This is a genomic window from Streptomyces sp. NPDC002577, from assembly GCF_053594815.1.
In genome coordinates this window covers 1-13101 of sequence record NZ_JBSFWK010000064.1, presented here as the reverse complement: position 1 = coordinate 13101, position 13101 = coordinate 1, and the positions used below count along the sequence as shown (strand labels likewise).

Annotated in this window: 9 protein-coding genes and 1 pseudogene; 4 read left to right on the top strand and 6 right to left on the bottom strand. The window is 71.0% G+C overall.

The features are described 5' to 3' along the window. Positions 1–2 precede the first annotated feature (2 nt). A complete protein-coding gene (gene solA, locus ACWD4J_RS40715) occupies positions 3–1139 on the bottom strand; it encodes an N-methyl-L-tryptophan oxidase (protein ID WP_451400597.1) in 1137 nt (378 codons plus the stop codon). Positions 1140–1419: 280 nt separating this feature from the next. On the opposite strand from solA, the gene ACWD4J_RS40710 reads away from it, so the two are divergent. Both ACWD4J_RS40710 and ACWD4J_RS40705 read left to right on the top strand, forming a co-directional pair. Then, a complete protein-coding gene (locus ACWD4J_RS40710) occupies positions 1420–2166 on the top strand; it encodes an IclR family transcriptional regulator (RefSeq protein ID WP_451400622.1) in 747 nt (248 codons plus the stop codon). 370 nt (positions 2167–2536) lie between these two features. Further along, positions 2537–3280 carry an IclR family transcriptional regulator gene (locus ACWD4J_RS40705; protein WP_451400621.1) on the top strand — a complete coding sequence of 248 codons (744 nt, stop codon included), beginning with the start codon at positions 2537–2539 and terminating at the stop codon, positions 3278–3280. Positions 3281–3606: 326 nt separating this feature from the next. On the opposite strand, the gene ACWD4J_RS40700 is transcribed toward ACWD4J_RS40705, so the two are convergent. Genes ACWD4J_RS40700 through ACWD4J_RS40690 form a run of 3 tightly spaced genes read right to left on the bottom strand, consistent with a single transcriptional unit; the run spans position 3607 to position 9202 of the window. Next, positions 3607–5046, bottom strand: a complete 1440-nt coding sequence (locus ACWD4J_RS40700) for an NAD-dependent succinate-semialdehyde dehydrogenase (protein WP_451400596.1) — start codon at positions 5044–5046, stop codon at positions 3607–3609. Then, complete coding sequence (locus tag ACWD4J_RS40695) at positions 5043–7940, bottom strand: FAD-binding and (Fe-S)-binding domain-containing protein (protein ID WP_451400595.1); 2898 nt, start codon at positions 7938–7940, stop codon at positions 5043–5045. Before ACWD4J_RS40695 ends, ACWD4J_RS40700 begins: the two co-directional genes overlap by 4 nt. Further along, entirely contained in the window at positions 7937–9202 is a 1266-nt protein-coding gene (locus ACWD4J_RS40690) for an aspartate aminotransferase family protein (RefSeq protein WP_451400594.1), read from the bottom strand. The genes ACWD4J_RS40695 and ACWD4J_RS40690 overlap by 4 nt, the downstream gene beginning before the upstream one ends. A gap of 260 nt (positions 9203–9462) precedes the next feature. On the opposite strand from ACWD4J_RS40690, the gene ACWD4J_RS40685 reads away from it, so the two are divergent. After that, positions 9463–11139, top strand: coding sequence for a PucR family transcriptional regulator (locus ACWD4J_RS40685; protein ID WP_451400593.1), 1677 nt, complete (start codon positions 9463–9465; stop codon positions 11137–11139). Positions 11140–11283: 144 nt separating this feature from the next. Here ACWD4J_RS40685 and ACWD4J_RS40680 read toward each other — a convergent pair whose 3' ends face one another. Then, positions 11284–11475 carry a hypothetical protein gene (locus ACWD4J_RS40680; RefSeq protein ID WP_451400592.1) on the bottom strand — a complete coding sequence of 64 codons (192 nt, stop codon included), beginning with the start codon at positions 11473–11475 and terminating at the stop codon, positions 11284–11286. A gap of 40 nt (positions 11476–11515) precedes the next feature. Here ACWD4J_RS40680 and ACWD4J_RS40675 point away from each other — a divergent pair. Further along, positions 11516–11917: pseudogene (locus ACWD4J_RS40675) on the top strand (pyridoxamine 5'-phosphate oxidase family protein); the annotation flags it as partial. A gap of 422 nt (positions 11918–12339) precedes the next feature. On the opposite strand, the gene ACWD4J_RS40670 reads toward ACWD4J_RS40675, so the two are convergent. Next, positions 12340–13101, bottom strand: a 762-nt coding sequence (locus tag ACWD4J_RS40670; protein ID WP_451400591.1) for a phosphoketolase family protein, incomplete at its 5' end; no start/stop codon positions are given.

Below are 13101 nucleotides of genomic sequence, written 5' to 3'. Positions count from 1 at the left end.
GGTCATGCCTCCGTACGGCCGACGGTGGAGATGAAGTCGATGGGCTGGGGAGAGGTGCCGTCCAGCGCGAGGTCGGCCGCGATGTCTCCGAAGGCGGGTGCGAGCTTGAAGCCGTGGCCGGAGAAGCCGGCGAGCAGGACGACGTTCTCGGCGCCGGGCAGCGGGCCGACCAGCGGGCGGCTGCTCTCGGTGTAGCCCTCCATGTAGACGGAGAGGCGGGTCGGGTCCGGGTGCAGGTCCGGCATGTAGCGGCCGATCAGCTCGCTGAAGATCTCCAGCTCCTCCGGCTGCACAGTCCGGTCCAGCTGGTTCGGGTCGCCCGCGGGCCGGTGCAGTGCGCGGGACAGGCCGAGCTTGACGGAGACGCCGTCCGGGGAGGGCAGGCCGTAGCAGTGGGTTGGGGCCGTACGGATGAACGCGGGCCGCTCCTCGCCGAACCAGGCGTCGGTGGTGGGCACATACCAGGCGCTGACGAGGCGGCGGATGTCCACCTCCCACGGCAGGTCGGGCAGCAGGTCGTTGACCCAGGGGCCGGGAGTGACGACGGCCGTGTCGAAGCGCTCGCTGCCAGTGTCGGTGCGGATCTCGACGCCGTTCGCGACGGGGACGATCTCCCGGACCGTGGTGTAGCGGTGGATGACGGCGCCCAGCTGCTCGGCGTGGCGGGCCGCGGTCTGGATGGTCAGTTCGGGGCGGATGAAACCGGCGCGGCGGTCGAGCACGGCCGCGTCGCCGTCCTCGATGCGGTACTGCGGGAAGCGCTTGGCGAGGGCCTCGGCGTCGAGCACCTCGTGGTCGAGTCCGTGCTCGGCGATGGACTCGAGGACTGTCGCCATCTGCTGGTGCTCGGTCGGCCCCATGAGCAGGCATCCGGTCAGACGGCGCAGCTCTCGGCCGGTCTCCTGCTGCAGCTGCTCATACAGGGCGTCGGCGTGCTTGAGGAGCGGGACGTACCGGGAGTCCTCGAAGTGCGCGCTGCGGAAGATCCGGGTCTCACCGCCGGCGGCACTGCGGTCGTGGCCGGGGGCGAAGCGGTCGTATCCGACGACTTCGGCGCCGCGGGCTGCCAGCCGCCAGGCGGCCTGGCTGCCCATCGTTCCGACGCCGACGACGGCGACGCGCTTCCTGGCAGCTGACACAGGGGTTTCCTTTCGTATCGCCGGGGCGCATGCTGGGCCCGGCGCGAGGCTGTTCGATTCGAGTGGGTTTGGGCGGGGGCTTGGCCCTCATGGGACCCACGGCTCGCATCCGCCCGGTTTCTCGGGGTGTTCCGGCTCACAATCGGTTTCTCCCGGTGAGCCGTGCCACAATGTGAAACGCTGTGCTAGAATCTGGCACAGACAATGACAGTGGTACGGAGGGGAGTCAAGAGGGTGTCCACAAGAAATTCCGAGGATTAACAGGGGAAAACGGATGGAAATGAAGAGCGTCACCAGGTCGCTGCGCATCCTGGAGGCGGTCGCTCAGCATCAGCCGGTGACCGTAGGGGAGTTGACCAAGCTGTTCGGCCTCCCGAAGTCGACCGTGCAGCGCACCCTGGTCACGCTGGCCGAGGCCGGCTGGCTAAGGGCCAACCGCAGGGACACCACCCGCTGGGAGATCGGCGCACGCGTTCTTGCCGTACGACCCGCAGCCCTGCAGGGGTCCAGCCTGTTCGCCGCCGCCCGGGATCCCATGGTGCGGCTGAGGGATGAGGTGAACGAGACCATCCACCTGTCGGTGCCCGACGCCCTGCAGGGGATGGTCGTCGTCGACCGCGTCGACTGTGAACACGCCGTACGGACCTTCCACACCATCGGCGACACCTCACCCCTGCACGCCACCGCCGTCGGGCGCGCCGTTCTCGCCCACCTTCCGAAGCAGGACATCGAGGAGTTCATCGCGGGGGGACTGGAGCGCTTCAGCGACACGACGCCGGCCGACCCCGACCAGCTGCACGCCGAGCTCGACCGGATCCGCACCGACGGCTACGCGGTCAACCGCAACCAGTACCGGCCGGGCGTCTGCGCCGTCGCCGCACCCGTGCTGGACGAGGACGGCACACCGCTGGCGGCCGTGGCCATCTCCATGCCCGAGTCCCGGTACGACGCGGCTCGGGTGCCCGAATGGGGCCGCCTCGTCGCCGACACGACCGCGGAGATCACGCGGCGCCGCCTGGGCGGCTGAACGGACGGCGGTGGCCCTGGAGCCGCCGCCAGCGAGGGTGGGCTCCCACGCGCCGGCGTGGGAGCCCACCCTCAGTGCATGTCGCGGCAGCCACCGCCCTGTGCCCGGCCGAGGGGAGGGACGGACACAGTGCGGCTGCACCACGCGGCACGGTAGGCACGATCAGAGCGCTACCGCTCGCTGTCCATCGCCGCGAGGCATCGGACTCTCGCTACTCCTCGATGCCGGTCCGACCACCGGACAGACCCAGGATGCGTGCCGTATTGTGGAACGCTGTGCTAGAATCCGGCACGATCATGCCTGCGGCTCCGAGAGGGAGTCAAGAGGTGAGTAGGACGAATCCACAGATCCGAGGGGGCAACGGATGGAAATGAAGAGCGTCACCAGGTCGCTACGCATCCTGGAGGCGGTCGCCCAGCATCAGCCCGTGACCGTGGGGGAGCTGACGAAACTCTTCGGCCTGCCCAAATCGACCGTGCAGCGGACCCTGGTCACCCTCAACGAGGCGGGCTGGCTGCGCGCGAACCGCAAGGACACCACCCGCTGGGAGATCGGCGCACGCGTCCTTGCCGTACGACCCGCAGCCCTGCAGGGCTCCAGCCTGTTCGCCGCCGCCCGCGAGCCCATGATCCGGCTCCGCGACGCGGTGAACGAGACCATCCACCTGTCCGTGCCCGACGCCCTGCACGGCATGGTCGTCGTCGACCGCGTCGACTGCGACCACGCCGTACGCACCTTCCACGCCATCGGCGACACCTCACCCCTGCACGCGACGGCCGCCGGGCACGCGGTTCTCGCCCATCTGCCGAAGGCCGAGATCGACGAGGTCGCTGCGGGCACACTCGAGGGTTACGGCGAGGAGACCATCACTGACCCTGTGACGCTGCGGGCAGAACTACGCCGCGTCAGAGACCGCGGATACGCCGTCAACCACAACCAGTACCTTCAGGGTGTCTGTGCCATCGCGGCACCTGTCCTGGACGGTGACGGCGTCCCGCTGGCCGCCGTGGCCGTCTCCCTGCCCGACTCCCGCTTCGAGCCCGGCCGGCTCGCCGAGCTGGGGCGACTGGTGACCGACACCGCGGCGGACATCACCGCCCGCCACCTGCGCTGAGGGCGGCGGACCCGGGCCGGACGACAGCCGCGTATCACCGCGGAGCGACAGCCGGCCAGCCTGACCGCATTCCCTGGCGCTCTACGACCCCCGCGCCCCCTCAACTGTGCAGAGGCCCCGTAGCGGCAGCTGTGCAGGCCCCGTAGCGGCAGCTCGTGCACGTCAGCCCGGGCGCCGAACGCGCGTGCCCACCTCGCGCAGGCCGCCGACCGGGTGGGCGAAGGCAGACCGATCCCCGTGCTCGGCCTGGAGGACGGTTCGGCCGCACACGGGGCGGTCCGCGCGGTGCGCGATGGCGCGGATACGTCAGGGCAGGACTACCGCCGTCATCGCACGGGCACCGCGAGGTACTGGTACTCCAGGAACTCGTCGATCCCGACCCGGCCGCCCTCGCGGCCCAGCCCGGACTGCTTGACGCCGCCGAAGGGCGCGGCCGGGTTGGAGACGAGGCCGGTGTTGAGGCCGACCATGCCCACCTCCAGGCGTTCGCTGACGCGCAGGGCACGGTCCAGGCCCTCGGTGAAGACGTAGCCGACCAGGCCCCAGGGGGTGTCGTTGGCGCGGCGGACGACCTCGTCCTCGTCGTCGAAGGTGAGGATCGCCGCGACCGGGCCGAAGATCTCCGTGTCCATCAAGCGGCTGTCAGGGGCGACGTCGGCGAGCACGGTCGGCGGGTAGAAGCAGCCCGGGCCTTCAGGAGTGCGGCCGCCGACGAGGACCCGGGCGCCGCGCTCCACCGCGTCGGACACCAGTTCATCGACCTTGGCGCGTCCGGCCCTGTCGATCAGCGGGCCGACGTCGACGCCGTCCCGGGTGCCGGGGCCCACTACGAGCGCGCCCATGCGCAGGGCGAGGCGCTGCGCGAACTCCTCCGCCACCGACCGGTGCACGAAGAAGCGGTTGGCTGCCGTGCACGCCTCGCCCATGTTGCGCATCTTGGCGACCATCGCACCGTCCACGGCCTTGTCCAGGTCGCCGTCCTCGAAGACGATGAACGGGGCGTTGCCGCCCAGTTCCATCGACGTGCGCACCACAGTGTCGGCGCACTGGACGAGCAGCAGCCGCCCGACCTGGGTGGAGCCGGTGAAGGACAGCTTGCGAATCCGCCCGCCGCGCAGGAGCGGTTCGCACACCTCCCCCGCACGGGAGGTGGTGACGACGTTCAGTACGCCGTCCGGCAGCCCGGCCTCCTTGAGGATCGCGGCGAGAGCCAGGCTGGAGAGAGGGGTCTGCGGGGCCGGCTTGAGCACCATCGTGCAGCCGGCCGCGATCGCCGGGCCGATCTTGCGGGTGCCCATGGCGAGCGGGAAGTTCCAGGGGGTGATCAGCAGGCAGGGGCCCACCGGGCGGCGGGAGAGCAGCATCCGGTTGCGGCCGTCCGGCAGGGTGCCGAGGCCGCCGTCGATGCGGACGGCCTCCTCGGAGAACCAACGGAAGAACTCGGCGGCGTACGCCACCTCTCCCCTGGCCTCGGCGAGCGGCTTGCCCATCTCGGCCGTCATCAGGTGGGCCAGCTCGTCGGTGCGCTCGAGGATGATCTCGTAAGCGCGGCGCAGGATCTCGCTGCGCGCCCGCGGCGCCGTACGGGCCCACTCCCCCTGCGCCTGGACAGCCGCGTCCTCCGCGAGCCGGGCGTCCTTGGGCCCCGCGTCGGCGACGTGACAGAGGATCTCGCCGGTGGCGGGGTCGTCGACGGGCATGGTGGCGCCGTCCGCGGCGTCCACCCACGCCCCGCCGATGAACAACTGCGTGGGTGTGTCGGTCATGAGGTTCCTCCTGGTTGATCGGCGGCGGGGTCGAGCAGTTCCGCCAGGTGCAGGGCCCGGACGCCCCGGTCACCGGCGAGGTGGTCGATCTGGGTGGCGCAGCTGAAGCCGTCGGCCACAACGACTGTCGGCGTGTCCGGGTCGATGCCGTCGAGGCGGGGTTTCAGGGCCAGGTCGGCGACGGCCATCGAGGTGTCGTAGTGCTGCTCCTCGAAGCCGAAGTTCCCGGCGAGCCCGCAGCAGCCCTCGGCCTCGTCGACCTTCCGTACGCCGAGCCTGCGCAGCAGGTCGCGCGGGCGGCGGCCGGCGAAGGTGGCGTACTCGTGGCAGTGGGTCTGCAGGACGACGTTCTCCGGCAGTTCCGGTGGGGTCCAGTCCTCGGCGGCGAGGTCGTTCAGCGCTCCGGTGAGGGTGTGGACGCGGGCCGCGACGCGCTGGGCCGCGCGCGTGCCGAGGAGTTCGGGCACGTCACGCTTGAGGGCGGCCGCACAGCTGGGCTCGGCCACGACGATGGGCCGGTCGTCGCCGTTGTCCAGGCGCGCGACCGTGCGAGCCATGATGCGGCGTGCGACGGACAGCTGGCCGGTGCTGACCCAGGTCAGGCCGCAGCACAGGTCGTCCTCCGCTGTGCAGGGAATCCCGGCGTCGGCGAGCACGCGGCTCGCCGCTCCGGCCACCTCGGGGCGGAACGCGCGCGTGAAGCTGTCGACGAAGAGCAGGGTCTTCGCCGGTTCACCCGTCCTGGCCGTGCGCAGGGCCCTGCGGAGGGCCCGCCGGGGGGCGAAGGCCGGAATCGTACGCCGCGTGGTCACGCCCCCGAGGCGGGCGAGCAGCTTGCCGACCGGTCCGCGCAGCAGGGCGTTGAGGGGCCGGGCCGCGTATCCGGCGAGGGCGGAGGTCAGAGGCAGCCAGCCCAGCGAGTAGTGGGAGCGGGGCCGGAGCCTGCCCTTGTAGTGCTGGTGCAGGAACTCGGCCTTGTACGTGGCCATGTCGACGCCGACCGGGCAGTCGCTGGAGCACGCCTTGCAGGACAGGCACAGGTCGAGGGCGTCCTTGACCTCGGTCGAGCGCCAGCCGTCCTGGACGGTCCCGCCCCGCACCATCTCCTGCAGCAGGCGGGCCCGGCCGCGGGTCGAGTCGTTCTCCTCCCCCGTGGCCCGGTAGCTGGGACACATCACGCCGCCCGCGTCGCTGCGGCAGCGGCCGACGCCGACGCAGCGGCGCACGGCGCCCGCGAAGCCGTCCTCGTCATGCGGGAAGGAGAAGAGTGTCTCGACGGGCAGCACGTCAGAGGGCGTGTGCAGCGCGAGATCGGCGTCGAGCCGGGCCGGGGCCACGATGACGCCCGGGTTCAGCAGTCCCTCCGGATCGAAGATCTCCTTGAAGGCGGCGAACGCCCGAATCATTCGATGGCTGTACATGACCTCCAGCAGCTCACCGCGCGCCCGCCCGTCCCCGTGCTCGCCCGACAGGGTGCCGCCGTGCTCGACGACCAGGGCGGCGGCTTCGGAGAGGAACCGGCGCATGGCAGCCCGGCCGCTGTCCGTGGCCAGATCGAAGTCGATGCGCACGTGGACACAGCCGGCGCCGAAATGCCCGTACAGCACGCCCGTCAGCCGGTGAGAGGCCAGCAGCTTGCGGAAGTCCCGCAGATAGGCGGCGAGGTTCTCGGGCGCGACCGCCGCGTCCTCCCAGCCGGGCCAGGACTCCCCTCCGTCCACCAGGCGGGCGGCGAGACCGGCCCCGTCCTCGCGGACACGCCACAGTGAGCGCCGCTCGGCCGGGCCCTCCACGACCCGCCCGCCGATCATCCGTCCCCGGACCTTGAGCACGTCCAGCAGTTCGGTGGCCCGGGCGTTCACCGCGGCCTCGTCGTCGCCGTCGAGCTCGACGTACAGCCAGGCATGCCCCTCAGGCAGGCCGGTGACGGAGTCCGGACCACGGCGGGCCCGCATGGTGGCGACGATCGCCTCGTCCATGCCCTCAACGGCGGTCGGATTCCAGCGCAGGATCTCCGGCACGTCCTCAGCCGCGTCGACAACATCGTCGTAGCCGAGAGTGAGCAGTGCCGAAGCCTGTGCGGTCGCCACCAGGCGGACCGTCGCTGCGGTGACGACCGCACAGGAGCCCTCGGTGCCCACCAGAGCGCGGGCCATGTCGAAGCCGTGCTCGGGGAGCAGGTGGTGCAGCTGGTAACCGGAGACCTGGCGGGGGATGCGGCCGAGCTCGGTGCGGATCGGGGCCAGGTCGGCGTCGATCAGGCGCCGTAGGTCCGCTTCGAGCCGGGCGACGCGCTGGACGGCGTCCGCGTCGGCCGGGTCGGCGGCGCGCAGTCCGGTGCGGTCGGCGACGGCCCGGGCGCCGTCGGCCGTCACGATCTCCAGCGCCTCGATGTGGCCACTGGTACGCCCGTGCCGCACCGACCGGTTGCCGCACGCGTCGTTGCCGATCATCCCGCCGAGGGTGCAGCGGCTGTGCGAGGAGGGGTCGGGGCCGAAGGTGAGCCCGTGCAGGGCGGTCGCGCTGCACAGCACATCGAGGATCACTCCGGCCTCGACGCGCGCCGTCCGCGCGGCCGGGTCGATGTTCAGGATCCGGTTCATGTACCGGGAGAAATCCAGGACCAGGCCGGGCCCGACCGCGTTGCCCGCCATGCTGGTGCCGCCGCCGCGGGCGGTTACCGGCACGCCCGCTTCGCGGCAGGCCCGCACCACCGCGACCACGTCGTCGGCGGAGCGCGGGAAGGCCACGCCCCGTGGCGGCACCCGATAGTTGGAAGCGTCGTAGGCATAGAGGCCAGTGACACCCGGGCCCGTCTCCACCCTCAGGCCGGGAGCGGTCTCGGCGAGCCGCGCGACCAGTGGGTCCAGGGCCGTGGTGGTGTCCGTCGTCACCGCGATGCTCCCGATGTGCCGACTTCCACCGCGGTCGCCCACGCCTGGAGGCCCTCGTCCACCGCCGTCTCGTCGATCACCAGCGCCGGGATCATGCGCACGACCTGGTTCCAGGCTCCGCACAGCAGCAGGAGCAGGCCCTCGTCCACGGCGGCCCGCTGCACGCGGGCGGCGGTCTCGGGGTCCGGGCTGCCGTCCTCGGTGACGAACTCGGTGGCCAGCATCAGGCCCAGACCCCGCACGTCCCCGATGCCCGGTGTCCGGTCCGCCACCGCCTCCAGGCCGTGGCGCAGCCGCTTGCCCATCACCTCGGCGTTCTCGACGAGCTTCTCGTCACGTACGACGTCGAGGGTGGCGCAGGCCGCGGCGCAGGCGACGGCGTTGGCGCCGTACGTACCGCCCTGCGAACCGGGCCACGCCTTGGTCATCAACTCCTCGGATGCGGCGATGCCGGACAGCGGGAAGCCGCTGGCCAGGCCCTTGGCGGTGACGAGGATGTCCGGGGTGACGCCGAAGTGGTCGTGGCCCCAGAAGCGGCCGGTGCGGCCGACGCCGGTCTGCACCTCGTCGGCGATCACCAGGAAGCCGTGCCGGTCCGCCCGCTCCCGCAGCCCTTCCATGAACGCGCGGTTGGCGGGCACGTACCCGCCCTCACCCAGGACCGGCTCGACGATGATCGCGGCCGTGTCGGCGGGCGATGAGATCGTCTGGAGGGTGTAGTCGAGCTCCTTCAGGGCGAAGCGGGTCGCGGTCTCCTCGTCCCAGCCGTAGCGGTAGGCCGACGGGAAGGGGGTGACGACCACGCCGCTCATCAGTGGGGAGAAACCGGAGCGGAAACGGGTACCGGAGGTCGTCATGGAGGCGGCGGCGACGGTACGGCCATGGAAGCCGCCGTGGCAGACGATGATGTTCGGCCTTCCGGTGGCCTGGCGGGCCAGCCTCAGCGCGGCCTCGACCGCCTCGCTGCCGGAGTTGGTGAAGAACAGGCTGTCCAGGCCGGTCGGCAGGACCTCGCCGAGCTTGTCGACCAGCCGCCGCAGAGGCTGGTGCATGATGGTCGTGTACTGGCCGTGGACGAGCGTGGCCACCTGCTCCTGGGCGGCTTCCACAACCCTGCGGTGGCAGTGTCCGGTGCTGGTCACGCCGATGCCGGCGGTGAAGTCGAGGTAGCGGCGGCCGTCCTCGCCGTAGAGGTGGACGCCCTCGCCCCGGACCGCCACCACGGGCGTGGCCTGGCGAAGGTGCGGCGACAGTGCGGTCATGTTCGTCTCCCGGCGTGGGTCATCGGTCTGCTCCGGTCCCCTTGAGCATCACCGCTGGCCAGGAGGGCGCCAACGCCCAATCTGTCCAGCCGCGACGCGGCATCCGGACGTTGTGTCAACCGCACCGGCCCCATGCCCCGCGCATCCCCTCACGCCCGCCCTCTCAGGTCTCTTGCGCAGGTCAGCGACGCTTGTCAGAGTGACGGAGCACTCCCCCAGCTCTCCGCTTCGCGCGAGCAGGGGAACCCCGAGGAGGCACCGTGAGCGAGCACCACCACATGGCTCCCGAGCCCGGCACCGACGGCCTCCACGCCTCCGTCCCGGGCCGGGACATGGACACCGTCGGCCGTCCGCTCACCGTTGCCGACGTGCTGACCCTCCCCGTCCTGGCCGCCGGAGACCCACAGGTCGTCACCGGCGTGGACCGGCTCGACCACCCCGTCCACTGGGTCCACATCACCGAGCTGACGGACCCCGCGTCCTTCCTCAAGGGCGGCGAGCTCGTCCTGACCACCGGCATGCCCCTGCCCGAGGAGCCGGCCGACGTACGCCGCTACGTCGACGAACTCGCCGACATCGGCGCAGCGGCCCTCGTCATCGAACTCGTCCGTCGCTACCACCGCCCGCCCGACGCCCTCGTCCACGCCTGTCAGGCCCGCGGCCTACCCCTCGTCACCCTGGCCAAGGACGTCAACTTCCTGGAGGTCACCCAGGTCGTACACGCGCTCCTGCTCGGCAACCAGGCGCACGCGATGCGGCGCACCCAACGCATCCACGAGGCGTTCACCGCCCTCACCCTGCGCGGCGCCGGACCGGAGGACGTGGTGCGCACGGCGGCGGAGATAAGCGGCCGCACGGTCGTGCTGGAGAACTTGGTACACCAAGCGCTGATCTGCGAACCGTCCGGACACACGGTGGGGGAGGCTCTCACCGGTTGGGAAGAGCGCTCCCGAGCCACCGGGCCCGGGGACCGTACGACGATGAGCGGCCCGGAGGGCTGGCTCACGGCACCGGTCGAGTACCAGGGTGAACGCTGGGGCCGTGTGGCCATGCTCCCGGCCGCAACTGACGGGCCGACATTCGGGCCGCAGGACATCACCGTCCTGGAGAGGACCGCGATGGCCCTGACCGTCGCTCGCCTCATTCACCCCGTGCCCTGGGAACGCGCCGCACACCGAAACGCCCTGCGGGACCTGGTCGAACAGCGTCACCGCTCCGCCGAGGACGCCCGCGCCCGCTGCGCCGCTCTGGGTTTGCCGGCGGACCGAAGCCGCTTCGTCGCGATCCTCGTGGACCTCCACCCGGGAGATGAGGGAAGCGAACCCGAGAGCCGCCTGTTCCAGGAGCTTCGGACGGCAGGTGCCCCGGCCATCGTCGGCGCCCTGGCCCGCGACCGCATCGGCGTCCTGCTGGCCCTGCGCCCCTCCCAGCCCTGGCGCCCCATCGCCGAACGCCTGTACGGAATAGCGCGTGGCATGGCGCCGCAAGCAGTCGTGAGCGTCGGCTCGGAGGTCACGGATCTCTCCGACACCGCCCGGTCCTTCCGCGAGGCGGCGCGCGTCGCGGAGGCCACCCCGCTGGGCCAGCCCCTCCCCCCGGACCGCTCCTTCCACGAGCTGTCCGACATCGGCCTGCGCCGCCTGCTGTACGCCCTCCGGGAGGACACCCGGATCCAGGACTACGCCGAAAGACAACTCGGCCGTCTCATCGACCACGACAGCCAGCACGGCACCGACCTGCTGACGACCCTGCGCCACTACCTCAAGGCGGCCGGCAACAAGACCACCGCCGCGCGCCGGGGCGGCCTCTCCCGCGAAACCATGTACCAACGGCTGCGCACCATCGAGCGCCTCCTCGACCGCGACCTCGAATCCGGCGAACAGCGCACCGAACTCCACGTGGCGCTGACGACTCTGGACGTCCTGCGAGCCCATTGACGCCAAACGGCCTCCGTCCGGCCGTCAGGCGTCGGATTTACATACATAGATCCCGGGCCGCCCGGTGCACAGCCCGACGACTACGGCTACACCTTCCCACCCGGTGGCCCTGGGCCGACGCATTCACAGACGCCCTCGCGGCCATCACCGCACTGTCACGACAAGGCTGAAGCCCGACTCGGAGTACTGGAGCTTGACCGCATATGGGTACTTGGTCTTCGTCAATACCGAGTAGTGGTTGTTGGGTTCGGCCACTACGTCGGCCGGGTTGCCCTTGCCGCCTGGGATGGTGAGGAAGGGCGTGTAAGCGTTGTTGTGTAAGTCCTTGGTTTTCACTGGGCGCTGATCCGGTCTTCGAAGAACAGCGCGAACGCGCATCGAGGTCGACAGCGACGAAGCCCTGCGACTGCTCGGCAGCGTGTCCCTATGGGGGATCGTCTTCACACGCCATGCACTGCCGACCATCCGCCCGGTCAACCACATTCTGGACAACGGCGATGTCATCATCCGCACCCAGGAGGGCACGGCCCTGACCTCGCACACCCGGCAGGCCGGCGACCCGGGCGTGGTCGTCGCCTACGAAGCCGACGCCATTGGTCCGGACACGCACCTCGGCTGGAGCGTGGTGGTCATCGGTTACGCCCACCTGGTGACCGACCCGGCAGACCTGGCCCGCTATCAGGCACTGCTCCACCCCTGGGTGAAGCAGACCATGGACTACGCGGTCCGCATCCGCCCCGACCTGATCACCGGCGTCCTGCTCAGCGACGCGGACGAGCCCGCCGCGCCCGGAGCCCGCGGAGGCCCGAGGCGGCGCCGGAGCGCCGGAGCCCACGGCCGCGAGCGCGATGAGGACGACGGCGTAGAGGCGGTGGCAGACAGCCAACATCGACATGCTCGCCGCACCGTCGGACACGTGGTCTGCGGTCGGCCACTCGACCCGCATGCGCGCCATCAAGGCGATGCCGCTGCCGGCGACGCCGGGGAGCCGCAAAACGAGGCCCGCGGGACCAGAACGATTCCGATGCCGAGCAGACCGACCACACCCCAGTCGGCTCGCACTCCCCGGCGCAGTCTTGGAAGTGGACTCCATCGAGCCCCGCAACAGCGCCGCTGAGAAAACCTCTGATCGGCGAACCGCCGTCGAACTGGACTGACAGTCCTGGCCCCGCGGCCCTCAAGTCCGGCTTGCAGGCCCGGTCAGCTGCTCCAGGTCCAGTCGGCGACCTCGGGGAGATCCGTACCGTGTTCGCGGATCCAGGCGTGGTGGCGCACCCGCGTGTCCTCCATCAACTGCCGTACCCCTGCGGCCCGTACCGCAAGGCCGGGGACTCGGTCGATGACGTCCATGACCAGCCGGTAGCGGTCGAGGTCGTTGCGGACCACCATGTCGAAGGGTGTCGTCGTGGTGCCGATCTCCTTGTAGCCGCGCACGTGCAGATGCTGGTGGCCGGTGCGGCGGTAGGCCAGGCGGTGGATCAGCCACGGGTAGCCGTGGTATGCGAAGATGACGGGCTTGTCCGGGGTGAACAGGGCGTCGTATTCGGGTCCTGGCATGCCGTGCGGGTGCTCCTCCTGGGGCAGCAGCCGGGCCAGGTCGACGACGTTGACCACGCGGACGGCCAGGTCCGGCAGATGCCGGCGCAGCAACTGCGCGGCGGCGAGCACCTCCTGGGTGGGCACGTCGCCCGCGGCCGCGAGCACCACGTCCGGCTCCCGGCTGCCGTCATCGGTGCCGGCCCACTCCCAGATCCCGGCGCCACGGGCGCAGTGGGCGCGGGCCTGGTCCATGGTGAGCCAGTCGAAGCAGGGCTGCTTGCCGGCCACGACGACGTTGACGTAGTCCCGGCTGCGCAGCACGTGGTCGGCGACCGACAGCAGGGTGTTGGTGTCCGGCGGCAGATAGACCCGTACGACCTCGGGGCTCTTGTTGAGGACGTGGTCGACGAAGCCGGGGTCCTG

Bases quoted from the DNA above. Each gene is read 5' to 3' on its own strand.
- ACWD4J_RS40705 (WP_451400621.1), top strand. From the start codon at position 2,537: ATGAAGAGCGTCACCAGGTCGCTACGCATCCTGGAGGCGGTCGCCCAG.
- ACWD4J_RS40700 (WP_451400596.1), bottom strand. From the start codon at position 5,046: ATGACCGACACACCCACGCAGTTGTTCATCGGCGGGGCGTGGGTGGAC.
- ACWD4J_RS40710 (WP_451400622.1), top strand. From the start codon at position 1,420: ATGAAGAGCGTCACCAGGTCGCTGCGCATCCTGGAGGCGGTCGCTCAG.
- ACWD4J_RS40690 (WP_451400594.1), bottom strand. From the start codon at position 9,202: ATGACCGCACTGTCGCCGCACCTTCGCCAGGCCACGCCCGTGGTGGCG.